Annotated in this window: 24 protein-coding genes; 11 read left to right on the forward strand and 13 right to left on the reverse strand. The window is 68.2% G+C overall.

The genetic code is table 11. The features are described from left to right. The first annotated feature begins 84 nt into the window (after positions 1–84). Both V6S67_RS14135 and V6S67_RS14140 read left to right on the forward strand, forming a co-directional pair. Entirely contained in the window at positions 85–1233 is a 1149-nt protein-coding gene (locus V6S67_RS14135) for a zinc-dependent alcohol dehydrogenase (protein ID WP_334210828.1), read from the forward strand. 9 nt (positions 1234–1242) lie between these two features. Continuing rightward, a complete protein-coding gene (locus V6S67_RS14140) occupies positions 1243–1836 on the forward strand; it encodes a hypothetical protein (RefSeq protein WP_334210829.1) in 594 nt (197 codons plus the stop codon). A gap of 164 nt (positions 1837–2000) precedes the next feature. Here V6S67_RS14140 and V6S67_RS14145 read toward each other — a convergent pair whose 3' ends face one another. Beyond that, on the reverse strand, positions 2001–3236 hold the full coding sequence (locus V6S67_RS14145; protein ID WP_334210830.1) for an MFS transporter: 1236 nt from the start codon (positions 3234–3236) through the stop codon (positions 2001–2003). A 117-nt stretch (positions 3237–3353) separates the two neighbouring features. Here V6S67_RS14145 and V6S67_RS14150 point away from each other — a divergent pair, with 117 nt between their 5' ends. The 4 genes from V6S67_RS14150 (at position 3354) to V6S67_RS14165 (ending at position 6685) form a co-directional block, all read left to right on the forward strand. Continuing rightward, complete coding sequence (locus V6S67_RS14150) at positions 3354–3947, forward strand: sulfite oxidase-like oxidoreductase (RefSeq protein WP_334210831.1); 594 nt, start codon at positions 3354–3356, stop codon at positions 3945–3947. Beyond that, on the forward strand, positions 3944–4660 hold the full coding sequence (locus tag V6S67_RS14155; RefSeq protein WP_334210832.1) for a ferredoxin reductase: 717 nt from the start codon (positions 3944–3946) through the stop codon (positions 4658–4660). The genes V6S67_RS14150 and V6S67_RS14155 overlap by 4 nt, the downstream gene beginning before the upstream one ends. A gap of 11 nt (positions 4661–4671) precedes the next feature. Next, positions 4672–4956 carry a DUF6510 family protein gene (locus V6S67_RS14160; RefSeq protein WP_334210833.1) on the forward strand — a complete coding sequence of 95 codons (285 nt, stop codon included), beginning with the start codon at positions 4672–4674 and terminating at the stop codon, positions 4954–4956. A 94-nt stretch (positions 4957–5050) separates the two neighbouring features. After that, entirely contained in the window at positions 5051–6685 is a 1635-nt protein-coding gene (locus V6S67_RS14165) for an HNH endonuclease signature motif containing protein (RefSeq protein ID WP_334210834.1), read from the forward strand. A gap of 187 nt (positions 6686–6872) precedes the next feature. Here V6S67_RS14165 and crcB read toward each other — a convergent pair whose 3' ends face one another. From crcB to V6S67_RS14190, 5 genes are all read right to left on the reverse strand, one after another. Further along, complete coding sequence (gene crcB / locus V6S67_RS14170; RefSeq protein WP_334210835.1) at positions 6873–7253, reverse strand: fluoride efflux transporter CrcB; 381 nt, start codon at positions 7251–7253, stop codon at positions 6873–6875. Then, complete coding sequence (locus V6S67_RS14175; RefSeq protein ID WP_334210836.1) at positions 7250–7705, reverse strand: CrcB family protein; 456 nt, start codon at positions 7703–7705, stop codon at positions 7250–7252. Before V6S67_RS14175 ends, crcB begins: the two co-directional genes overlap by 4 nt. Positions 7706–8087: 382 nt before the next feature. Beyond that, positions 8088–8834: a dienelactone hydrolase family protein gene (locus V6S67_RS14180; protein WP_334210837.1), complete on the reverse strand. Its 747-nt coding sequence runs from the start codon at positions 8832–8834 to the stop codon at positions 8088–8090. Further along, on the reverse strand, positions 8831–9238 hold the full coding sequence (locus V6S67_RS14185) for a DUF1801 domain-containing protein (RefSeq protein WP_334210838.1): 408 nt from the start codon (positions 9236–9238) through the stop codon (positions 8831–8833). The genes V6S67_RS14180 and V6S67_RS14185 overlap by 4 nt, the downstream gene beginning before the upstream one ends. 80 nt (positions 9239–9318) lie before the next feature. Continuing rightward, the gene (locus V6S67_RS14190; RefSeq protein WP_334210839.1) at positions 9319–9849 is read right to left on the reverse strand and encodes a GNAT family N-acetyltransferase; all 531 of its coding nucleotides are present in this window, start codon (positions 9847–9849) and stop codon (positions 9319–9321) included. A gap of 104 nt (positions 9850–9953) precedes the next feature. On the opposite strand from V6S67_RS14190, the gene V6S67_RS14195 reads away from it, so the two are divergent. The 3 genes from V6S67_RS14195 (at position 9954) to V6S67_RS14205 (ending at position 12001) form a co-directional block, all read left to right on the forward strand. Beyond that, the gene (locus V6S67_RS14195; protein WP_334210840.1) at positions 9954–10457 is read left to right on the forward strand and encodes a GNAT family N-acetyltransferase; all 504 of its coding nucleotides are present in this window, start codon (positions 9954–9956) and stop codon (positions 10455–10457) included. A gap of 178 nt (positions 10458–10635) precedes the next feature. After that, a complete protein-coding gene (locus V6S67_RS14200) occupies positions 10636–10974 on the forward strand; it encodes a hypothetical protein (protein WP_334210841.1) in 339 nt (112 codons plus the stop codon). A 31-nt stretch (positions 10975–11005) separates the two neighbouring features. After that, positions 11006–12001 (forward strand): NAD-dependent epimerase/dehydratase family protein, encoded by a 996-nt coding sequence (locus tag V6S67_RS14205; RefSeq protein WP_334210842.1) that lies wholly within the window; start codon positions 11006–11008, stop codon positions 11999–12001. A 351-nt stretch (positions 12002–12352) separates the two neighbouring features. Here the strand turns inward: V6S67_RS14205 and V6S67_RS14210 are convergent, their stop codons facing one another. Further along, a complete protein-coding gene (locus tag V6S67_RS14210; protein WP_334210843.1) occupies positions 12353–13024 on the reverse strand; it encodes an anthrone oxygenase family protein in 672 nt (223 codons plus the stop codon). A gap of 131 nt (positions 13025–13155) precedes the next feature. Here V6S67_RS14210 and V6S67_RS14215 point away from each other — a divergent pair, with 131 nt between their 5' ends. Next, positions 13156–13794, forward strand: coding sequence for a dTMP kinase (locus V6S67_RS14215; RefSeq protein ID WP_334210844.1), 639 nt, complete (start codon positions 13156–13158; stop codon positions 13792–13794). Positions 13795–13833: 39 nt separating this feature from the next. Here the strand turns inward: V6S67_RS14215 and V6S67_RS14220 are convergent, their stop codons facing one another. The 6 genes from V6S67_RS14220 to V6S67_RS14245 all read right to left on the reverse strand — a co-directional run bounded on the left by V6S67_RS14220 (position 13834) and on the right by V6S67_RS14245 (position 20954). Further along, positions 13834–14742, reverse strand: coding sequence for an aldose 1-epimerase family protein (locus V6S67_RS14220; RefSeq protein ID WP_334210845.1), 909 nt, complete (start codon positions 14740–14742; stop codon positions 13834–13836). Next, a complete protein-coding gene (gene arfA / locus V6S67_RS14225; protein WP_334210846.1) occupies positions 14739–16250 on the reverse strand; it encodes an arabinosylfuranosidase ArfA in 1512 nt (503 codons plus the stop codon). The genes V6S67_RS14220 and arfA overlap by 4 nt, the downstream gene beginning before the upstream one ends. 49 nt (positions 16251–16299) lie before the next feature. After that, positions 16300–17226, reverse strand: a complete 927-nt coding sequence (locus V6S67_RS14230) for a carbohydrate ABC transporter permease (protein WP_334210847.1) — start codon at positions 17224–17226, stop codon at positions 16300–16302. A 3-nt stretch (positions 17227–17229) separates the two neighbouring features. After that, on the reverse strand, positions 17230–18180 hold the full coding sequence (locus V6S67_RS14235; RefSeq protein WP_334210848.1) for a carbohydrate ABC transporter permease: 951 nt from the start codon (positions 18178–18180) through the stop codon (positions 17230–17232). Between the two features lie 117 nt (positions 18181–18297). After that, positions 18298–19650: an ABC transporter substrate-binding protein gene (locus V6S67_RS14240; protein ID WP_334210849.1), complete on the reverse strand. Its 1353-nt coding sequence runs from the start codon at positions 19648–19650 to the stop codon at positions 18298–18300. A gap of 287 nt (positions 19651–19937) precedes the next feature. Beyond that, a complete protein-coding gene (locus V6S67_RS14245) occupies positions 19938–20954 on the reverse strand; it encodes a LacI family DNA-binding transcriptional regulator (RefSeq protein WP_334210850.1) in 1017 nt (338 codons plus the stop codon). Positions 20955–21122: 168 nt separating this feature from the next. Between V6S67_RS14245 and V6S67_RS14250 the strand changes: the two genes are divergently transcribed. Then, positions 21123–22400, forward strand: coding sequence for an FAD-binding protein (locus V6S67_RS14250; protein WP_334210851.1), 1278 nt, complete (start codon positions 21123–21125; stop codon positions 22398–22400). Position 22401: the final 1 nt, after the last annotated feature.

Here is a 22401-nt window from a genome sequence, read left to right on the forward strand (position 1 = left end):
ACGCCCTTTCCGCCTGCGACTGCCCGTTGAAGCGCCGATGCGGGAATGCAACGCTTGCCGGACCAGCGATCAAGGAGGCGGGCGATGAAAGCGATGGTGTACCGCGGGCCCTACAAGGTCAGGGTCGAGGAGAAACCCATGCCGAAGATCGAGCACCCGAACGACGCCGTCGTCCGGGTCACGACAGCGGCGATCTGCGGCTCGGACCTGCACCTCTACCACGGCATGATGCCGGACACGCGGATCGGCCACACCTTCGGCCACGAGTTCATCGGTGTGGTGGAGGAGGTGGGGCCGTCCGTCCGGAACCTCAAGCGCGGCGACCGCGTGATGGTGCCCTTCAACGTCTACTGCGGGTCCTGCTACTTCTGTGCGCGTGGCCTGTACTCGAACTGCCACAACGTGAATCCCAACGCGACGGCGGTGGGCGGCATCTACGGCTACTCGCACACCACCGGCGGGTACGACGGTGCGCAGGCCGAATTCGTGCGCGTGCCGTTCGCCGACGTCGGCCCCGCGATCATCCCCGAGTGGATGGACAGCGAGGACGCCGTCCTGCTCACCGACGCCCTGGCCACCGGGTACTTCGGTGCGCAGCTCGGCAGCATCGCCGAGGGCGACACCGTGGTGGTGTTCGGTGCCGGCCCCGTGGGGCTCTACGCCGCGAAATCCTCCTGGCTCATGGGGGCGGGCAGGGTGATCGTCGTCGACCACCTCGAGTACCGGCTCGAGAAGGCGCGCACGTTCGCCCATGCGGAGACCTACAACTTCGCCGAGTACGACGACATCGTGGTCGAGATGAAGAGGACCACCGACTTCCTCGGCGCCGACGTGGTGATCGATGCCGTCGGCGCGGAGGCTGACGGCAACTTCCTCCAGCAGGTCACCGGTACCAAGCTGAAGCTCCAGGGAGGCTCACCCATCGCCCTGAACTGGGCCATCGACTCCGTGCGCAAGGGCGGGACGGTGTCCGTCGTCGGCGCCTACGGCCCCATCTTCAGCGCCGTCAAATTCGGCGATGCCATGAACAAGGGACTGACGCTCCGCATGAACCAGACGCCCGTCAAACGGCAGTGGCCCCGCCTCTTCGAGCACATCCAGAACGGGTACCTGAAGCCGAACGACATCGTGACGCACCGCATCCCCCTGGAGGACATCGCCGAGGGGTACCACATGTTCTCCGCGAAGCTCGACAACTGCATCAAGACCCTCGTCATCGCGAATCCCAGTTAGGAGACCACCATGGCCGCATCCGGGCCTTCGACGCCCTACGTCGCGAACAAGCCCAGGGACATCCCCACCGCCGAGGCGCTCCGCGCGCGGATCCCCGGCTGGGGTGTGGACCTCGACCGGAAGGACCGCCCCTCGTATCCCCGCGAGGTCTACGACCCCGGCAGTACGGGGGCCCACTGGGACTACCCCGAGGAGCAGCCCGGCCGGGAGGGGCGTGAGCGGTCGATCGAACACGGTCAGCTGACGCCCGCCTTCGGCACGAGCTCCCCGCTGCACGGCGTCTCCGGAAGCATCAGGCGCTACGCCTACCGCTACAGCGAAGGGCGTGCGGCGCACTGGCTGCTGCTGTTGCTCGGCGACCGTGTGGACGCCTGGGGTGCGCACGCCGCCTCCTTCGCCTCGTCGCGCCCGGACAACCCGATCACCGAGACGGGCGTGCTGTCCGAGGGCCGCAGGCACGGCGTGGCGTCGCGCCTGGGCAAGAAGCGCGTGGACGTCAACCACCAGTGGATCGACCCGGTCGTCGTGGCCGGGCCGTGGGTCGCTGCGGCGGCGGGGGCTGTCCTGGGCGTCCGGGCGATCGTGCGTCGCGGGCGCCGCTGAGGTCACCGTCCGGGTCCTCCGGGAGCCTGGTTCGCGCCCCATCACCGTGCGGGGTGCCACGTCCGATGGTTGCCGTCGTGGGACACCCGCTCCCCTGAGCGCGCCGGACACGCTGGTGGCTGCGGCCGGGGCCGACGGCGTCACGCACGCCGTCATCGACGTCGTCAGCTGTTGGTCACCGCCGGCTCCGCCGATCCGGGCGCAGCGCGCGGGATCCAGTACCAGAGGACCGCCGCGCCGAGGAAGCCGAGCACCGCCGTCGCCCAGATGCCCGCCGAGAGCGTGGCCAGTGCCGTCACGAGTGCGAGGAGCGCCGGTCCGCCCATGTTCCCCGTGTCGGTGAGCAGCCGCCAGATCCCGAGGAACTGCGGGCGTCCGGGGGACGGCGACAGGTCTGCGCCGAGCGTCATCACGATGCCCGAGCCGATCCCGTTGCCGAAGCCGATGAGCAGCGCGACCAGGAGCAGCCCCACGGCGTCGTCCGTGAAGGGCAGCAGGGCGAGGGCGGTGCCCATGATGAGCATGCACGGCACCGCGATCCAGCGGCGGCCCTTGACGTCCATGACCTTGCCGGACGGGTAGAAAATCAGCATGTCGATGGCTCCGGAGAGCCCGTAGATCAGGGCGGTCGAGGAGGCGTCCAACCCGATGTCCTCCGCCCACAGGGGCAGCACCGCCTGGCGGGTGGCGCGCACCGCGGCGATGAGCAGCACCCCGATGCCCACGGTGACGAAGACGCGCGTGTGGCTGCGCATGATCGACCGCACGGTCGGCGTCAGGGCCGGTACCGGACCATCCGCGACCGACCGGCCCCCGCCCGCCGTGCGGCCGGAGGCCTCGAGTTCGGGGACCCGCCAGCTCAGGGCGGCGGCGACCAGGCTGGCGGCACCCCCCACCCAGTAGGCGCCGTCGAGCCCGAGCCCGCTCATGGCGAGGGCCGCCGCGAAGGGACCCACGAAGACGCCGATGCGCGTGACGCCGCCGAGCGTCGACAGGGCGCGGGCCCTGAAGTGCCGGGGTACCGCCTCGGTCAGGTAGCTCTGGCGCGCGAGGCTGAACACCGCTCCCGCCATGCCCACCATGAAGACGGCCGCGGCGAACACCGGGAGGGTGGGGGCGGCGAGGGCCAGGAACATCGCCGCCGCACACCACAGCGCCGCCCCCACGAGTGCTTTCCGCTCGCCGAAGCGCGTGGCGATCAGGGTGGCGGGGACGTTGGTGACGAGCGAGCCGATACCGGACAGGGTGATGATCAATGCTGCGGTGGCCACATCGGCACCGAGGTCGCGTGCGGTCAGGGCGATGACGGGCAGGATGGCACCGGTGGAGACCCCGTACAGCAGCGACGGGCCGTAGGCTCCCACCGCGATCGCACGCAGATCGAAGGTTTCCTTGGGCACTCTTCCACCCTAGTCGCGAGGCAGAGGGACCGTCGTGCCGCTCTGGACAGCGCGGAGCGGTTGCACTACGTTTTCGTACCATCGAACCGGCGCGCCCAACCCTGGCGGGAGTACCGCATGGCCATACCTACCTCAGGCTTCACCGGCAGACGGCAGAACCGGGACGCGAACCTGCCGCCGGGCCAGTACCTCACCGACAGTTTCCCCGTCCTGTCCGCAGGTCCCACCCCCCACGTCCTCCTGGCCGACTGGTCCTTCCGCATCGATGCCGGTCCGGGCCAGAGCCACCTGTGGAACTGGGTGCAGCTGCAGGCCCTGCCGCAGGAGGACGTCGCCACGGACATCCACTGCGTGACGCACTGGTCCAAGTTCGGGACCACCTGGCGGGGAGTCTCCCTCGACACCCTGTTCGAGGACGTCGAGTCCGACGCCGACTACACGATGGTCCACTCCTACGGCGGGTACACGACGAACGTCCCGCTCGACGACCTCCTCGACGGCAAGGCGTGGATCGTCCACGAGTTCGACGGCAAACCCCTCACGCCGGCACACGGCGGCCCGGCGAGACTCCTGGTGCCGCACCTGTACTTCTGGAAGAGCGCGAAGTGGGTCAACGGCATCCGCCTGATGGACCAGGACCTGCCCGGCTTCTGGGAGACCAACGGCTACAACATGTACGGCGATCCGTGGCGCGAGGAACGCTACTGGTGAGGCGGTCGTGGCAGACCGTCGAAGTCAGCGCGGCGCGTCCCGAGACAGCCCGGGCACGGACGCTGAGGCTCCGCTTCCCCGACGTGGTGACGGGTGTGCCGGGTCAGCACGTGGACCTGAGACTCACCGCGGAGGACGGCTACCAGGCCGTGCGATCCTATTCGGTGGCGGCATGGGTGCCGCCGCGCGAACTGGAGCTGACGGTCGAGGAGCTCGACGACGGCGAGGTCTCCCCCTTCCTCGTCGGCGTCCTGTCCGTGGGTGACCACCTGGAGGTCCGGGGCCCGGTGGGCGGCTGGTTCACGTGGACACCGGAGCTCGCCGGTCCACTGCAACTGATCGCCGGAGGGTCGGGCGTGGTCCCGCTCATGGCGATGCTCCGGTCGCACTCGGAGGCGAGCTCGGACGTACCCGCGCGGCTGCTCTATTCGGTCCGCAGCCCCGACCACGTGTTCTACCGGGGCGAGCTCGACGTCGTCGGGCAGGAGGACCCGCAGGTCACCGTCGACATCGCCTACTCCCGCGAAGCACCCGACGGCCGGCCGGCCGGACGCCTCACGCACGAGGCCGTCACTGCGTCCTGCTTCCCCCCGGACGATGCGCCGGTCGTCTACATCTGCGGCTCGACGGGCTTCGTCGAGGCGGTCGCAGCGTGGCTCGTCGAGGACGGGCACGACCCCGCGCGTATCCGCACGGAGCGGTACGGCGGATAGGAAGGATCCCAATGGACAGCACGGAGCAGTACCCCCTCGATCAGGACCACCTCGACGGCAATGCCCTCGCCGGTGCCCTCGACCAGTTCGTCTCCGACCTCACGAGTGCCGAGTGCATGTGTGCGGGGTGCGGGTCATCCGGCCCCCTGGCAGCCGCGCTCCTGTACACGAAAGCGCCGGGCATGGTGTTGCGGTGCCCGACCTGCACGGCCGTACTGCTCTGCCTCACCGATCAGGGCGACCGGCAGGTCCTCACCATCGACGGCGTCCGGCACCTGGTGATCGCCAGGCCCTGAGCCTCGGCCCCTGTGGAGATCGAGCCCCCCACTACCCCTCCACACCGGCAGCTCGGCCATGATTAATAGAACACATGTTCGATACGATCGTGTCATGCCCGTCACACCGATCAAGCGTTACTCCGAGCCGGGGTCCTCCCTGGACGAGGCTCACTCCCTCCTGAGCGACTGCGCACTCGGGTTGGCCCAGTACCACCACCTCCTGTCGCGGCAGGACGCCCTCCGGTTCGTCCTCGAGGTGGAGCAGGTGTCGAAGGTCATCGACCACCTCCAGGTCCTCGCCGCGCGCGTCGCGGATCAGCACGGCCTCGCCTTCGGGCCCGAGGTCGGTCCCACCGCACCCGGTTCCGAGGGAGCTGTCTCACCGGAGGATCCCGCGACCGCCTCGTCCGCCGATACCGGCCACGGCTTCAGGAACTGTGCGGACTTCCTGAGGGAGACACTGGGCATCAGCCGCATCGAGGCGAAGCGACGGCTCACGCTGGCCGCCGTCGTGCTGCCGGGCATGTCGCCGACCGGGAATCCGATCCCTCCCTCGCTGGCGGCACTCGGGGAAGCCGTGGGTTCCTTCGTCGTCAGCGGCCGGGCGGCATCCGTCGTCGCACAGGCCCTCGAACGGGTGCAGTGCGTCGCAACGCCGGAGCAGCTGGAATCCATGGAACATCATCTGACGAGGCAGGCCATGGAGTCCGACGAGGACATCCTCCGTGTCCTCGCGCGCCGCTGGGAGGCGGTGCTCGAGCAGGACGGGCAGGAACCAACGGAGAAGGTGCTCCGCGCACGGCAGGGCGTCTTCCTCAAGGGCCGGCGTGGCGGGCTGAACGTCCTGGAGATCGGCGCCACGGAAGAGCAGTTCGAACAACTCGCGACCGTCATGAACGCAGCCGCCAACCCGCGGGCATCCACCGGACCCGGTGAGGATCCGATCGAGGGCGGACCACCGCACGGGGCAGGCCAGGCGGCGTCCGGCTCACCCGGCTCGTCCGGCTCACCCGGCTCGTCCGGCTCATCCGGCTCATCCGGCTCATCCGGCTCATCCGGCTCATCCGCGGATCACGGAGGCCCGACCCGCGCGCAGCAACTCCTCGAGGGTCTTGTCTCGGCGTGCGGTATCGCCCTGGCAACGGGCGGCCTGCCTGCAACGGGCGGGCATCGTCCGCAGGTGATGGTGACCATCGGTTACGAGGACCTGGTCGGCGAGACCGCGCGGCCCGGTGATGCCGTCTTCTCGGAGCAGATCGATGCACGGAGCATCCGGAGGATCGCCTGTGATGCCGACATCATCCCGCTGGTCCTCGGTGGTGCGGGGCAGATCCTGGACCTCGGACGTGCACAGCGGTTGTTCCCACCGCACCTTCGGAGGGCGCTGGTGGCCAGGGACAAGGGCTGTGCCTTCCCGGACTGTCCCATCCCGGCCAGCGGGTGCGAGGCACACCACCTCGCGCCGTGGTCGCGGGGCGGTTCGACGAGCATCGACAACGGTGTGCTGCTCTGCTCCCGACACCATCACCTCCTCCATCACGATGCGTGGACGGTCGAACTCCGTCGTGGTATCCCATGGTTCAGCGCGCCCGTCGGTCGGAGACGGACCGGCAACCCGCGGAGGAACCTCTACTGGCAAGCAGGAGTCGCGGTTCAGAGCGAGATCGATGGTACGCCGGGTCATGTCCTGGCTCCTCCGGGCATTGCCTCCCGGGGGTTGGGACACGAACTGGACAAGCCTGGTTGAGTCACTCGCGATCGAGCGCCACAGCTACGCATCACCGGTTCGAGAGGCGTCTTGCTTGAGCTCACCGGGCTAGAGCTCACCGGGTTAAGTCACCAGGCCTGGGGCCGCGGGTGGCGGGGCTAGCCTGGGGCACCGGGTGCAGGTTCGCTGGGTGTGCGTAGGCAGCAGGCCCTCAGGACGGACCCGGTCAGGCCACCAGGAACCCGGTCACGAGGCCGAGGGCTGCTGCCGCAAGCGCCGCGACCGCCGTTCCGATCCCTGACATGATTGCCGCTTTCGTGTGACCCGCCTGGATCAGTCGCACCGTCTCGCTGCTGGCCGTGCTGAAGGTGGTGTATCCGCCGAGGAAACCCGTGCCGCCGATCACCAACCACGAGGGCGGAAGCGCGGACGCAAGGACCAGCCCGGTCAGCAGCCCGAGCAACAGCGAACCACTGACATTGACGGCCATCGTGCCGATCGGGGCCGTGCCTCGGACCGACGCCCTGATGACGCCGTCGAGCATGAATCGGGCGACCGCCCCGAGTCCTCCGGCGGCGCCGAGCACGAGGACGTCGAACACGCTCACGACGTCATCCCCGTCGACGCGTCCGGGCCGGGCCCCTGACGAGGTGCCGCACCCGGTTCCGGCCCCGACCCCTCATCAGCTGAAGGACCACGGCGAGTCCGTGCACCCACCGCGATCCCTGCCGCCGCCACGACGAGGCCCAGGAGGGCGGATCCTGCGAGATAGGCGATTCCCTCAACCACCCTGCCGGAATCGAGAAGGAGGGCGGAGTCGACAGCAAGGGCGCTGTAGGTGGTGAAGCCACCGAGGAAGCCCGTGCCGAGGAGCAGGCGGATCGCTCGTCGGCGTCCTTCGTCGGGACCGTGCTGCGCAAGAGCCTCGAGCAGAAGTCCGAGTGCGAAGGCGCCGGCGATGTTGATCAGGAAGATCCCGAGCGGCAGGCCTGCGGGAGTAGGGAGTGCCCCGGCGAGACCGAACCGGGCAAGGGTTCCGCTCATCCCGCCGATGAACACCAACAGCAGGTAGGTGGGCGTGACATGAGGAGGTCTGCCGGCAGGCGCTGACGGTAGTGGGCCGGGTGCCTCGGACGATCCGGATGATACCGATCTGGATGACGACGATCCGGATGATGCCGGTGCTACGAAGGCGGCAGATTCGTGGGCAGGCGATCCGGCCTGCTCGATCGACGCCCGCGACGCAACAGGCGCATCCGGCCCAGGCAACCCGGGCGATCCAGCCTGCTCAATCGACGCGTGCGACACCACAGGCACCTCCGACCTAGGCAACCCGGGCACCCAAGATGGCTCAGACGGCTCAGACGGCTCAGACGGCTCAGACGGCTCAGACGGCTCAGACGGCTCAGACGGCTCAGACGGCTCAGACGGCTCAGACGGCTCAGACGACATGTCGGGCGAGGAACTCCAGGGTCAAGTTCCATGCGTCTTCAGCGGCCTCCGGGCGATACGCGAAGCGATTGGAGTCGTTGAAGAAGGCGTGACCGGCACCCTGATAGACCCTGGGCGTGAAATCGACACCTGCGACGTCCATTGCTGCTTCGAGCGCCGGCAGCGCCGCGATGAGGGGCTTGTCGTCCTGACCGTAGAAGGCCAGGACGGGTGCCTTGATGCGCGCCAGTTCCTCGTCCGAGAACGACGCCTGACCGTAGAAGGGCACGCATGCCATCAGACGTGGTTCTTCGACGGCCAGGGAGAAGCTGTAGGTTCCACCGAAGCAGAAACCGGTGATGCCGACACGCCCTGCGACGTCGGTATCGTCGTACAGGAACTCGAAGCACGCCCGGACCCGCTCCGTGGTGAGCGCCCCGAACTCGGGATTCCGCAAGGGTGCAAGGAGTGCCCTGAGCTTCGGTTGCGCCTCGTTGCGCACTGCCTCGTCCGGGCTCGCGATCGCCTCACCGATTCCTGCAGTGTTCTCCTCGGTGATGCCCTGGTCGGCGAGCAGATCGGGTGCGACGACGACATACCCTTCCCGCGCGAACCGGTCCGCGACGTCGCGGGTATGGCTGACGAGCCCCCATACCTCGTGGATCAGGACGAGCCCGCCCCGCACAGGCCCGGCCGGACGGACCACATAGGCGGAAAGGGTGCCCGCAGGCATGACGACGTCCTGGATCGGGCTCATTCGCCTAGGCTTGCACGCTTCTTGATGTTGCGCCAGCCGCCTGCACGGTTGTCCGCGATGATGGCCCTGAACATCTCCCGCAGTGCATCCTCGTCCAACGGCCCGTCCTCGTAGAGCGCGACCGTCCGCCCCGTGGAGTTGGAGGTACCACCTGTGATGATGCCGTGCGGATCGGGTGCCAGCCCGCCGTCGTACAGGAACACGTTGACGTGGTCCTTCGTGGCAAGCAGCGCACACACGTTGCCGTCGAGGACGAAGTAGGGCTGCCGGGTGCGCTTGATCGTCTCCTGCACCTCGGGATCCGCCTCGTGCACGAGACGACGGACCGTGTGGCAGATGTCCTGCTGCCAGCGCGGTAGGGCTGCGATGTAGTCGTCCACCCGGGTGTCGGGCACTCCTGCCATGGAGACAGTGTGCCAGTGGACGCATCAGGCCGGAAGTGTCCCGCGAGCACAACGGGCCACCAGGAGGGAGGCCCGGCAGCTCAGCTGGGCGTGAGGACGGGACATACCACCCGGAGTTCGCGCAATGGCGGAGTGAAGCCGGCGTCGTCCTGGGTCACGCCGTCGACATGCCACCCGTGCCGTTCGTAGAAGGCCACGGCACGCGCATTACCGTCCGCGACCCACAGGTACGCCTCGCGGTAGCCCATCGCGGCCAGTTCACGGACCGACTGTGCAAAGAGGAGCGACCCGAGACCACGCGACCAGTAGGCAGGGCTCAGGTTGATGGCGTGGATCTCTCCCACGCCGTCGCCGACCTCGTCCCGCGGGGCCCCGAATCCCGACCAGCCGACCACCTGCCCGTCGATGCAGAGGACGAGCTGCGACACCCCCTCGCCCGGCGAGGCGAGGCTGCGCTCCCACCGTGCCGTCATCCGGTCATGATCCAGGGCAGCGAGGAACTCCGCCGGAAGGATGCCATCGTACGCAGCGCGCCATGCATCGATCTGCGAACGGGCAAAGGCTGCCGCATCGGCAGGTGTCGCTCTCCTGATGGTGCACGTACCGTCCATCGTTCCTCTTCCCCCGTGGCCCCTCCGCACCTTCCGGACCAGCTCGGCGTACGTCCACTACTGTTGCGCAGGTGTTGCCTCCCACCCTGCCATCTCCGGTACGCATGCGTCTGCTCGCCACAACCGATTCGACCGCACTCGCTCGGGCCTACCGCGACAACCGCGAACACCTCGCGCCGTGGGAGCCGTCCCGCGACGACGCCTTCTTCACCCCGGCAGGACAGTCGGAGCAGATCAGCACCCATGTCGCAGGCCTGGCGTCCGGTACCGAGGTTCCGTGGGTGATGACGACGGAGGAGCGCATCGTCGGCGCCATCACCCTCACCGGAATCGTGCGCGGGCCCTTCCTCAGTGCGCACGTCGGCTACTGGGTCGACGCCCGGCTCCAGGGCCAGGGCGTGTGCTCGGGCGCACTCAGGGCAGCGCTGCTGCACGCACGCGACGAGCTCGGGCTGCACCGCGTCCAGGCATCGGTCCTGCCCCGGAATGCGCCCTCGAGAGCCGTCCTGGACCGGGCCGGCTTCACCGTGATCGGCCTGGCGCCGTCGTACCTTCGGATCGCGGGCGCCTGGCAGGACCACCTGCTCTACCAGCGCATCCTGACCTGACCCGACCTGACCCGACCCGACCCGACCCCACCCGACCCGACCCCACCCGCGGAACTGACCACGGCCACACTCCACCCGCGTCCTGCTGCGAGGTGATAGGGCCGGGCAGCTGGGGCGTCCCGTACTGCGGGGAGTACTATCGGTGCCACCACAATCAGTCAACGACGACGGACGTGTGATGAATACCAGGTTTCTTGTCCTGCTCGGCATACTCGGCATCTCCCTCGGGATCCTCGCCCAGGTCTCTGGCGCCCGGGGCTATCCCCTCCTCCTGATCGCCGCCGGCGGCGTCGTACTCGCACTTCCCTGCGTGCATCGCAGCGGCGGGAAGTGCGTCTCCCGGCACGACGACGGCGACGTCGCGTTCTCGATGCCTCCCGTCGGGACCTGCCCTCCGGAGCGGCTACGCGAGGCCCGCCTGCTGGCAGCCCGCGTGGTCGAATCGGCGAATCCGCCGGGAGCCGCCGGCACCGCTGAGGCGCCAGACACCGTGGAGGCGGCGCAGCAGGAACGGTGACAGGGAGAATCCGGTCCTGTTGAGTGGGGGCATGAGTCGCATCCTGATCCTCGGTGGTACCGCATGGCTCGGCCGGGAAGTGGCCGCGCAGCTGGTCGCCGCCGGTCACGACGTCACCTGCCTCGCCCGAGGTACGCAAGGACCCCCTCCACCCGGTGCCGAGCTTGTCGCCGCCGACCGCTCGGCTCCCCGCGCGTACGACGCCGTCAGCGACACCGACTGGGACGAGGTCATCGAGATCTCGTGGGACATGGACCACGTCACCGGTGCGCTCGCAGCCCTGGCCCGACGGGCAGCCCACTGGACGCTGATCTCCTCCTGCTCCGTCTACGCTTCGCATGCCGAACCGGGTGCGGACGAGACCGCGGCACTGGTCGACGTCGCGGCCGACACGACAGGCGACGATTACGCCTCAGCCAAGGTGCTCTGCGAACGAGCGAGTGCAGACGTGCTCGGGGACCGTCTCCTCACCGTCCGTGCCGGCCTCATCGCAGGACCCGGTGACGGCAGTGACAGGTTCGGCTACTGGGTCTCGCGGTGTGCGCTCGCCGGCGACGAAGACGTCCTCGCACCGACACTCTCCCACCGGTACGTCCAGGTCATCGATGTACGCGATCTCGCTGCCTGGACCATCAGCGCAGGTCTGGCGGGAACCGTAGGTGTCATCAACGCGGTCGGTGACGTGCATGGCTTCGACGAGGTCATCGCGCGGGCACGCTCCGTCACGGGCCACGCGGGCGCAGTGGTGGAGGCGTCACCCGCATGGCTGGTCGAACAGGGCGTCGCCTACTGGTCCGGTCCGAGGTCACTGCCACTGTGGCTCCCGGACGAGTTCACGGGGTTCTGCCGACGCAGCAACGCGGCGTTCCGTGCAGCGGGCGGTGAACTCAGGGACCTGAGCGAGACACTCCGGGACACGCTGGACGACGAAAGCGCCCGCGGGCTCGAGCGCGACCGGAAGGCCGGCCTGACGAGGAGTGAGGAACAGGAACTGCTCGCTGCGCTTTCTGATGCCAGGACCATCTGACCGGCGGCAGCATCGCGCTGGACAGTGACCAGCGGCAGATTCGCACTGAGCAGTGACCAGCGCGCTGTGAGTACCGTGCCTGAGTACAGCGCCGCGACCGGAACATCGTGAATACCGTGAATACCGCACCCTGCACCAAGCGGTGAGTGCCGAGCCGTGCATACCGCACCCTGCACCAAGCGGTGAGTGCCGAGCCGTGCATACCGCACCGTGCATACCGCACAGTGACAAGCCGTTGTGGGCCGACCCCTGCTGACGAACAGGCCGAGCAACCACGTGCCGCCGGTCAGCCCGATGGCGGACCGGTAACCGCACTCCCGTACCCCCCGAACCGGACGGCGCCGACGCCCCTCAAGCCAGCAGGTGCACCAGCAGGAGGGCGCCGCCCAGCGCCGACACGACCGCACGCGCCAGGTTCAGCCTCGACCACGGGCCGACGAACACGGCCCACGCAGCGTCCTCGTCGGAAGCGCCCGAACCACCCGAGCCACCAGAGACACCCGGGCCACCCGAGCGGCCCGAACCACCCGAACCACCCGAACCACCCGAACCACCCGAACCACCCGAACCACCCGAACCACCCGAACCACCCGAGCCACCCGAGCCACCCGAGCCACCCGAACCACCGGAACCACCCGAGCCTCCCGAGCCTCCCGAGCCACCAGAGTCACCAGTGTCGCCCGAGCCGCCGGACCCCGCACGAGCAAGTGCGTCGTTCAGGGGGACGTTGCCGACAACGGTGATGACCACGCCCACGAGATAGCCCGCAGCTCCCAGACCCACAAGAGGCTCGCGCCCGAGGACGCCGAGCACCAACGCAACGACGCAGAGGATCGCGGTGCCGAAGAAGAGAGCCATGAAGGGCGGACGTACCGCCCAGCGGTTGATCTCACGCATGACCGTCGTGCCGGCCCGCGGGTCCGGGGTCAGCGCCGGTATCACCATCACGGCGAAGGCGACATAGACACCCGCGGTCAGAAGACAGCCGATGACGGCCGCAGCCGTGATGATCGTGGTCGGCATGGCTCTATGCTCCGTCCGCTGAGTTCGTGCAACCCGACACTACCGCCGGACGCGGGACATCGACCGGCCGGGGAACGAGCCATCGGTCCGCCCCGTTGGAACGGGGTACCCCTCCTCGAAAGGTCCACCCCGTGCGTATCCTCCTGACCGGCATCGACGGCTCCGGCAAGAGCACGGCAGCGCGCGATTTCGCAGCCGCCATCACGGCTCGCGGCGGCACAGCACTCGTGCTGAAGAACCCTGCCGGCCGGAGGACCATGAGCGGCTGGTGGTACGCCCTGCACTGGGCGCCCGGACCCCGCGTCCAGGACCTCCTGGAGACGGTCACCCGCGTGGCCAACGTCCTCGTGAACGAGGTGCGGCTGGCCCGGTTCGACGGCGTCGCCATCCTCGATCGCGGACTGGACTGCCAGCTCGCACTGCGGGAGACACAAGGCCTTCCGCACGGCGTCCTCGTGCCGTGGCTTCGGCGTGTCCTGCCGGCTCCCGACGTCGTCGTGCACTTCGAGCTCCCGGTCGACGTCGCCCTCGAACGGGTACACCGGCGCGCCACGGACCGCGAGACCCGCTCGGGTCTCGCGGCGCTGCAGGCCGCCTACCGGCGCCTGCCGGCCTACCCGTCGTTCCACATCCTGCAGTCCGCCGGTACGCGAGAGACCATCACGGACGAGTTGCTCGCCCTGGCAGGCTACGACGACCTGATACGCACCGACAGCCTGACAGGCTGCCACGAGGTCCCCGGACAGGACCGGCTCCCCACGTACAGCTGACGCGTGGCACACCGCACGGCGGCAGGCCGGGCCTGACCCCTAGAGAGCGGTGATCGTCCAGCCGGTCCGGTGCGTCGCACCCGGCTCGAGGACCACGAGGTCCTCCCCCGTGGTGAACGCCGCAGGCGGACACGTCATGGGTTCGACAGCGAGGCCCAGACGGGTGTCCTCGAGCTTCTGCGGGAGGTCGGCCGTATGGATCTGGACCCATGGGCAGCTCTCGTCCCAGACCATCGCGGTGCCGGTTCCGTGCGCCGGATCGGTGACCCTGACGGTGGCAAGGCCGGCTGCGTCGCGACTGATGTCCGTGAAGGCATGATCGATCTGCACGTCGCCGATGAGGTGGGCCGACCGGAAGTCGAAGGGGGTCCCCTCGACGGGTTCCTTCGCCACCGGCAGCAGGCGATCGGGCGTGACGGTCAGGACGGTGGACGCCGGGAGTTCGAGCACCCACTCGTCGAGCGGCGATGGTCCCGCCAGGAGGTACGGGTGAGGGCAGACGCCGTAGGGCGCGCGCCGCGAACCCGTGTTCAGGGCCGTGACGTCGGTGCGGAAACCATCGGGGCCGACACTGAAGCGTGCGTGCAGCGCGACCGTGAAGGGGTACGCCTCCGTCGGCTCGATGGTGCACCCGAGCGTCACGGCGGAAGCGCTGTGCTCCACGAGGGTCCAGGGGATGTCGAAGACGAGTCCGTGGAGGGCCGTGCCCCGCTCGGGTTCGTTGACCGGCAGCTCGTGGTCGACACCGTCGAACGAGTAGCGTCCGTCGGCGATGCGGTTGGGCCAGGGCGCCACGAAGGCACCACGGAAGTTCGGCATCTCCTCGTCCGCACCGAAACCGACCACGAGGGGGCGTCCCTCGTACGTGAGCTCACGGACGGCGGCACCGAGACCGAGGACGACGGCCGCATAGCCGTCGCCCTCGATCCTGTATTCAACGTTGTTCATGCGAGCGTTACGGCCGTCCATGACACGGGGGGAAGCGTGATGGTGACGACGCCGCCATCCAGCGTGGCGGAGGTATTGGGTCTCATGGTCACGCGCTCGGGCTCCTCAAGGGTGTTCTTCGCATACACGTCCGTATCGTACAGCGACTGCGCATCCACCCGATGGAAGGCATCCAGCGCGGCGATATCGATGGACACGGTGGTCTCCTCGGTCTGCGACCGGTTCACGAGGAACACGGCGGTGGCGCCGGTGGCGTCGTCGTGCGTCGCCACGGCGTCCACGAGCGGGACGACACCGTACTCGCTGGTCTCGTAGGTCCCGGCGTCGAGCTTCAGCTCGAGCACGGAGCCCTGCGCCAGGCGCGAGGTGATGGCGAACGGGAAGAAGGTGGTCTGGCGCCAGGCCGGGCCGCCCGGCTCCGTCATGATCGGGGCGATCACGTTCACGAGCTGCGCCAGCGACGCCGAGGTGACGCGGTCCGCGTGCTTGAGCAGCGAGATCATCAGGTTCCCGAACACGACGGCGTCCGCCACCGAATAGCAGTCCTCGAGCAGGCGCGGGGCGACCGGCCAGTTGTCGAGGCCCTGGATCTTGTCGACGTTCTCGAAGCGGCTGATGTACCAGACGTTCCACTCGTCGAAGGAGATGTTGATGGTCTTCGAACTGCCCCGGACGGCCTTCACGTGGTCCGCCGTGGCGACGACCGACTCGATGAAGGAGTCCATGTCGACTGCCGAGGCGAGGAACGAGCCGAGGTCGCCGTCCTTCTCCTCGTAGTAGGCGTGGCAGGAGATGTAGTCGACGTCGTCGTAGGTGTGGGAGAGGACCACGCGCTCCCACTCGCCGAAGGTCGGCATGTGGGCGCTGGAGGACCCGCAGGCCACGAGTTCGATGGACGGGTCCAGCTGGCGCATGGCCTTCGCCGTGCGCGAGGCGATCTTCCCGTAGTCGTCGGCCGACCGGTGACCGAGCTGCCAGGGACCGTCCATCTCGTTGCCGAGGCACCAGATCTTCACCCCGAACGGATCCGGGCGCCCGTTGGCCATCCGCTGGTCGGCAAGATCCGTGCCCTTGGGCAGGTTCGAGTACTCGAGGAGCTCGAGGGCCTCGAGCGTGCCGCGCGTGCCGAGGTTGACCGCGAGCATGAGGTCGCTGTCCACCTTCCGCAGCCAGGACGCGAACTCGTGCATGCCCACCTGGTTCGTCTCGGTGGAGTGCCAGGCCAGGTCGAGGCGTGTGGGGCGTTCGTCGCGCGGGCCCACGCTGTCCTCCCAGCGGAACCCGGAGACGAAGTTCCCGCCCGGGTAGCGGATCGTCGAGACCCCCATCTCCCTCACCAGCTCGATGACGTCCTGGCGGAAGCCCTCGTCGTCGGCCGTGGTGTGGCCGGGCTCGTAGATGCCGTCGTACACGTGGCGGCCGAGGTGCTCGACGAATCCGCCGAAGATGTTGCGGTTGATCCGCCCGACCGTGAAGTGGGGGTCGAGGGTGAGGCGTGCGTTCTGCATCGAACTACTTTCTGTGCGGTGTCGTGGGGTCGAGAAGGCGGTCCTGCGGCTACTTGAGCGAGCCCAGGGACAGTCCGCCCTGCCAGTACTTCTGGAGGGAGAGGAACGCGATGATCAGCGGGATGATCGAGATGAAGGCGCCGGTGGTGATGAGGTTCCAGAGCGCCTCGCCGCCGCTGCCGGCGTTGGACAGCGCGGTCCAGCCGTTCAGCCCCACGGTGACGGGGAGCAGCAGGGGATCGCTGAGGACCGCCAGCGGCAGGAAGAAGTTGTTCCAGGTGCCGACGACCGAGAGCAGGAGCACCGTGACGATGGCCGGGCGCAGCAGCGGCAGCGCGATCGTGAAGAACGTCCGGAGCTCTCCGGCGCCGTCGATCCGCGCGGCGTCCAGCAGTTCGTCCGGCACGGCCTCCTGGGCGAAGACCCTCATGAGGTAGACGCCGAACGGGCTGAGGAGCGACGGGAGGATGACGGCCCAGATGGTGTTGACGAGGCCGACCTCGCTGAGGAGGACGAACGTCGGGATCACGAGCGCCGTCAGCGGGACCATGACCGCGCCGAGCAGGATGCCGAAGAAGGCACCCCTGCCGCGGAACCTGTACTTGGCGAAGCCGTAGCCGGCGAGGACCGCGAGGACCGTGGCACCCACGCCGCCCGAGATGGCGTACAGGAACGAGTTGCCGAGCCAGCGCCAGTAGATGCCGTTCTGGCGGTCGAACAGGCCCTGGACGTTGTCGACGAAGTGGAACTCGTCGTCGAACCACAGCGGCCCGCCCGAACCGCCGAAGAGGCCCGCGGTGTCCTTGGTGCTCGCGACGGTCAGCCACCAGATGGGGGTGATGAAGTAGATGACGAGGATGAGCAGGAAGATGTGCGAGCCGATGCGCGGCCCGCCGCTGCGGGCCCTGGTGCGCGATGCCGCGCTGCGGCCCCTGCCGCCCTGCTGCGAATCGAGCGTGTCTGTGACGAGTGCCATGGCTTATTTCAGTCCGCTCTGCTTGCGGGTCAGGAAGAGGAAGAAGAAGGAGAACACGAAGACCACGATGCCGAGCGCGAACGAGATGGCCGAGGCGTAGTTGAACTGGCTGTAGGAGAAGGCCAGCGAGAACGCGTACATGTTCGGGGTGTAGTCCGTGGGGATCGCACCCTGCGCAACGCCCCGCAGCACTTGCGGTTCGGTGAAGAACTGGAGGGTCCCGATCAGGGCGAAGATGACCACCATGACGAGCGAGGAGGAGATCATGGGGACCTTGATGCGGGTGGCGATCTGCCGGTCCGAGGCACCGTCGAGCACGGCCGCCTCGTAGATCCCCGGGTCGATGCCCCTGAGCGCGGCGTAGATGATGATCATGTAGTAGCCGGCCCACTGCCAGGTCACGATGTTCACGAGGCTTCCGAAGATGCTGTCCTGCGCGAGGAAGTTCGGCGCCTCGGCCCCGAACAGGGCGAAGAGCGTACTCGCGGGACCGAAGCGCGGACTGTAGAGGAAGCCCCACATGAGCGCACCGATGACCACCGGCACGGCGTAGGGGATGAAGATCATCAGCCGGGAGAACTTCGACGCCCAGGTGGCGAGGTTGTCGAGGACGAGCGCGGCGATCAGCGCCACGATCATCTGGGCCGGGATCATGATGAGCCCGAACTTCGCCACGGTGAGCAGTCCGTCGAGGAAGAGCGGATCCGTGAAGGCCTTGGCGTAGTTCGCGAAGCCCACGAACCTGTCGCCGGTGGCGAGCGTGCTCGTGAACAGGCTCATCCGGAAGGCGAAGACGAGCGGGAGGACCAGGAAGGTCAGGAAGATCAGGGCGAAGGGTGCGACGAACAACCACCCCCAGCGCTGGCGGCGCCGGTAGTTCCTGTCCGGTCGGTGCTTGACCTGCTGGTGTGCCTCGGCGCGGTGGGACGACGTCGGCGCGGTGGTCGTGGCCATGATGGTCTTTCCTCCGGATCGGAACGGACGTGGGGGTGGGAACGGACGTGGGGGTGGGAGTCTCCGCAGGGACCGGGAAGCAGGGTGCCCACGCTGGGCGGGCACCCTGCCGTCGGGCTACTTGAGCGTGAAGCCCTGCTCGGTGGCGTACTGCTCGAGCGAGGCCTGCAGGTCGTCGAGTGCCTGGCTCGCGTCCTTCTCGCCCTGGACCATGGCGTAGATCTGGACCGTCAGCTGGTCGTAGGCGTAGTTCTGGAACGGGCTGAACGTGGCGCCCTCGTAGCCGGCCGCGGCATCGAGGAAGACGTCCTTGTTGATCTGCTGCCCGCCGAAGAACTCGTACTCCTTGGTGGCGAACTCGTCCGACTCGAGCACCGGGGCGTAGGACGGGAAGAGGGCGCCCTTGTCGACACCGAGGTTCATGCCCTCGTCGTTGCCGAAGATCCCCATGGCGACCTTCGCGGCGAGTTCCTTGTCGGAGGCCTGCTCCGTGACGGCGAACGTGGATCCGCCCCAGTTGACCTGGACGGGACTGGCAGCGTCCCACTGCGGCAGCGGTGCTGCACGCCAGACCGCGGTCGGGTCGGCGTCCGAGAGGCCCTGCAGGTACCCGGGCCCCCAGGCGGCGGCGAGGTACACGGCGTAGGAGCCGTCGACCAGCTTGGTGTTGTAGTCGGCGGTGAAGGCGTCATCGGTGGCCACGAGACCGTCCTTGACGAGCCCCTCCCAGTACTCGAGCACCTTCTTGGCGCCGTCGTCGTTCACATCGATGCCGATCTCCTGCGGATTCGCGGAGTCGTACTCGAACGGGACGGACCCGGCCTGGGCGAAGAGCGCCTGGTTGAACGCGCGGCCATTGGTCGGGAAGTCGGCCATGACGGCGCCGCTGCCCGAGTCCTTGAGCTGCTTCGCGGCCGCCGCGAACTCGTCCCACGTGGTGGGGACGGTGATGCCGGCCGCATCGAAGAGATCCTGGCGGTACAGCATGCCCATGGGTCCGCCGTCCACGGGGATGGCGTAGACCGCGTCGCCGCTCGAAGCGTCCTCCCAGGCGCCTTCGGCGTACTGGTCCTTGACGTCATCGGCTCCGTACTCGGTGAGGTCCACGAGCGCGTCACGGATGGTGAAGCTGGAGAGGACCTCGGATTCGAGCTGGATGACGTCCGGGGCACCCGATCCCGATTCGATCGACGTCGAGAACTTCGTGTACTCGTCGTTCCCCTGGCCTGCATTCGTCCAGCAGATCTGGACGTCGTCGTTGGCGTTGTTGAACTGGTCGACGACCTCGTCGAATGCGGGGTACCAGGCCCAGACGGTCACCTGGGGTGCCTCGGCGTTGACGATGGTGTTGGTGCAGGAGGCGGCTTCGGAGCCCCCTCCGTCGCCACCCGCTTCCCCTCCGGAGCAGCCGGTCAGTGCTACGGCAGCGCCGGTGACGATGCCGACCGATGCCAGGAACGTGGCTTTCATATCGTGTGCTTCCTCTCGCGGTGGCATTCCACCGTGGTCCGCCCGAAGGCGGCTGGTCCAGGTTCTGCAGGGAGGAGGATCGCCGGGGCACCCCGATGGTGCGCCCTGTCGAATCTTCCTTGATCCGGGTCCGTCCTCCTGCGCCTGGGCCTCGGGTTCGAGGGTCGGAGCAGGTCTCGGTTCCGTCATTTACATCGTTGTAGGTAAACGATGTAGAAGTAGCATGCAGAGTGAGGCGGGTCACTGTCAAGGGTGCATGGAGGGAATCCCGTCCAGTGGCCGAACCGTTACTCCGGCAGGGCCGAGGACTCCCGCTCGATGACCTGGAACCGCGCCTCGAACTCACGGGGCGGCACGTCACCCTCCCGCCCGGAGATGCGCTCCTGGAGGACACGCACGGCGGTGTCGGCGATCTCGTCGCGGCCCGGGGCGATCGTGGAGAGCGTCGGCAGGGAGTATCTGCCTTCGTCGAGGTCGTCGAACCCGATGACGGCGACGTCGTCCGGGATCGTCCGGCCCGCCTCCTGGAGCACACGCATCGCGCCGAGCGCCAGGGTGTCGTTCATGCCGAACACGGCGTCGAACTCCACCCCGGATGCGAGCAGCTCCCGCATCGAGGTCGCACCGTTGGCCCGGTGCCAGAGGGTCGTGTAGGCCACGAGTTCGGGATCGAAGGGGATGCCGGCCTCATCGAGCGCCTGCCGGTACCCGCGCAGCCGGAGGCCGGCAGAACCGATGACCTCGCCCCGGTGCCCGCCGACCACCGCGATGCGGCGCCGGCCCTTGGAGAGCAGGTGCGCGGTCGCGGCACGTGCTGACTCGACGTTGCTCATCGTCACATGGTCCGTGGGTCCACCGAAGATGCGTTCGCCGAGCAGGACGAGCGGGAAGTTCACGTTCAGATGGTGTGCGTCCTCGTTGGACATCCCGAGCGGACTGAACAGGAGCCCGTCGGTCATCTGGAGTCGAGGGCTCGAGAGGATCTCGAGCTCGTGGTCGCGGTCCCCGCCGGTCTGCTCGATCAGCACCTTGAGTCCGCGCCGTTCGGCGGCCTTGATGATCGAATCGGCCAGTTCCGCGAAATAACTCAACGACAGTTCGGGGACGGCGAGCCCGATCACGCCCGTCCTGCCCGAGCGGAGGCTGCGGGCCGACAGGTTGGGGCTGTAGCCGAGTTCCGAGATGGCTTCCATGACACGCTGCTTCGTCTCGGCGCGGATGTGCTGGTAGTCGTTGATGACGTTCGAGACGGTCTTGATCGAGACGCCGGCTGCCAGCGCAACGTCCTTCAGTGTGGCCGCCATGCCGCTCCCTCGGGTCCTGCCGTGATGCACTGCACCTCACGCGTGAGGTGAGTCTACAACGTTGTAGGATGAGCGGGCACCCTACCGGAGGGGTTGCTGCGGCCTCTCTTCACGGCGTCGAGCCCCTCCTCACCCCACCGGCGCGACACCGGCCAGACAAGGACCACCATGATCGAGGAACAGGTACGGGACAGGCTCAACTGGGCGGGCAACTACGAGTACCGCGCCCGGACGATCGAGCATCCGACCTCACTCTCCGACCTCCAGCGCGCAGTGGCAGGAGCCACACGTGTCAGCGCTCTCGGGTCGCGTCATTCCTTCAACGACATCGCCGACAGCCCCGGGATCCTCGTGTCCCTCGACGTCCTCGATCCCGCAGTCGACATCGACGAGGCCGCTCTGACCGTCATGGTCGGCGCCGGCGTCCGGTACGGCGTGCTCGCCGCGCATCTGCAGCAGCGCGGATACGCCCTGCACAACCTGGCGTCCCTCCCCCACATCTCGATCGGCGGGGCCATCGCAACCGCCACCCACGGTTCCGGGAACAGGAACGGGAACCTCGCCACCGCCGTCGTCGGGCTCGAGCTCGTCACCGCCTCGGGCGACGTCCTCAGCGTGACCAAGGGCGACGACGACTTCGACGGCATGGTGGTGGGCCTCGGCGCGCTCGGCGTCGTGCACCGCGTGACGCTGCGGATCGAGCCGACGTTCGACGTCCGCCAGGACGTCTTCACGGACGTCCCGTGGGACGCGGTGCTGGCGGACTACGACGCCGCCACGTCCTCCGCCTACAGCGTCAGCCTGTTCACCGACTGGTCCGGCGACACCATCGTCCAGGCCTGGCTCAAGAGCCGGGTCGACAGCGGCTCCCCCGCGCCGTCGTCGTTCTACGGCGGGACGGCCGCGGACCGGCCGCTCCACATGGTCCCCGGCATGGCGGCCGACCACTGCACGCAGCAGTTGGGTGTCCCCGGCCCGTGGTCCGAGCGGCTCGCACACTTCCGGCTCGCCTTCACGCCCAGCAACGGCGATGAGCTGCAGACCGAGTACCTCGTGGGCCGGGAGCACGCCGTCGCGGCGATCGATGCCATGCGGACCCTCGCACCACGCATCTCTCCCCTGCTGCAGGTATCCGAGGTGCGGTCGATGGCCGCCGACGAGTTGTGGCTCAGCAGCAACTACCGCCGCGACGGGATCGCACTCCACTTCACGTGGAAGCCGATGCAGCCCGAGGTCGAGGCTCTCCTGCCCGAACTGGAGGCCGCACTGGCACCGTTCGCGGCACGTCCGCACTGGGGGAAGCTGTTCGCGGCCGACGCCGTCCAGCTCGCGCCGCTCTACCCCCGCTTCGACGACTTCAGGGCCCTCGCCCGACGCCTGGACCCCGAGGGGAAGTTCCGCAACGCCTTCCTCGACCGAACGGTGTTCGGGGACTCCGCCGGCTGAT

The organism is Arthrobacter sp. Soc17.1.1.1, from assembly GCF_036867195.1.
Lineage (GTDB): Bacteria > Actinomycetota > Actinomycetes > Actinomycetales > Micrococcaceae > Arthrobacter_D.

Excerpts from the sequence above, each read along its gene's own strand:
- V6S67_RS14205 (WP_334210842.1), top strand. The coding sequence starts at position 11,006 with ATGAGTCGCATCCTGATCCTCGGTGGTACCGCATGGCTCGGCCGGGAA.
- V6S67_RS14210 (WP_334210843.1), bottom strand. The coding sequence starts at position 13,024 with ATGCCGACCACGATCATCACGGCTGCGGCCGTCATCGGCTGTCTTCTG.
- V6S67_RS14245 (WP_334210850.1), bottom strand. The coding sequence starts at position 20,954 with ATGGCGGCCACACTGAAGGACGTTGCGCTGGCAGCCGGCGTCTCGATC.
- V6S67_RS14230 (WP_334210847.1), bottom strand. The coding sequence starts at position 17,226 with ATGGCACTCGTCACAGACACGCTCGATTCGCAGCAGGGCGGCAGGGGC.
- V6S67_RS14240 (WP_334210849.1), bottom strand. The coding sequence starts at position 19,650 with ATGAAAGCCACGTTCCTGGCATCGGTCGGCATCGTCACCGGCGCTGCC.
- V6S67_RS14220 (WP_334210845.1), bottom strand. The coding sequence starts at position 14,742 with ATGAACAACGTTGAATACAGGATCGAGGGCGACGGCTATGCGGCCGTC.
- V6S67_RS14190 (WP_334210839.1), bottom strand. The coding sequence starts at position 9,849 with ATGGACGGTACGTGCACCATCAGGAGAGCGACACCTGCCGATGCGGCA.
- V6S67_RS14180 (WP_334210837.1), bottom strand. The coding sequence starts at position 8,834 with ATGAGCCCGATCCAGGACGTCGTCATGCCTGCGGGCACCCTTTCCGCC.
- V6S67_RS14200 (WP_334210841.1), top strand. The coding sequence starts at position 10,636 with ATGAATACCAGGTTTCTTGTCCTGCTCGGCATACTCGGCATCTCCCTC.
- V6S67_RS14135 (WP_334210828.1), top strand. The coding sequence starts at position 85 with ATGAAAGCGATGGTGTACCGCGGGCCCTACAAGGTCAGGGTCGAGGAG.
- V6S67_RS14235 (WP_334210848.1), bottom strand. The coding sequence starts at position 18,180 with ATGGCCACGACCACCGCGCCGACGTCGTCCCACCGCGCCGAGGCACAC.
- V6S67_RS14140 (WP_334210829.1), top strand. The coding sequence starts at position 1,243 with ATGGCCGCATCCGGGCCTTCGACGCCCTACGTCGCGAACAAGCCCAGG.
- arfA (WP_334210846.1), bottom strand. The coding sequence starts at position 16,250 with ATGCAGAACGCACGCCTCACCCTCGACCCCCACTTCACGGTCGGGCGG.
- V6S67_RS14250 (WP_334210851.1), top strand. The coding sequence starts at position 21,123 with ATGATCGAGGAACAGGTACGGGACAGGCTCAACTGGGCGGGCAACTAC.
- V6S67_RS14195 (WP_334210840.1), top strand. The coding sequence starts at position 9,954 with ATGCGTCTGCTCGCCACAACCGATTCGACCGCACTCGCTCGGGCCTAC.
- V6S67_RS14160 (WP_334210833.1), top strand. The coding sequence starts at position 4,672 with ATGGACAGCACGGAGCAGTACCCCCTCGATCAGGACCACCTCGACGGC.
- V6S67_RS14185 (WP_334210838.1), bottom strand. The coding sequence starts at position 9,238 with ATGGCAGGAGTGCCCGACACCCGGGTGGACGACTACATCGCAGCCCTA.
- V6S67_RS14165 (WP_334210834.1), top strand. The coding sequence starts at position 5,051 with ATGCCCGTCACACCGATCAAGCGTTACTCCGAGCCGGGGTCCTCCCTG.
- V6S67_RS14150 (WP_334210831.1), top strand. The coding sequence starts at position 3,354 with ATGGCCATACCTACCTCAGGCTTCACCGGCAGACGGCAGAACCGGGAC.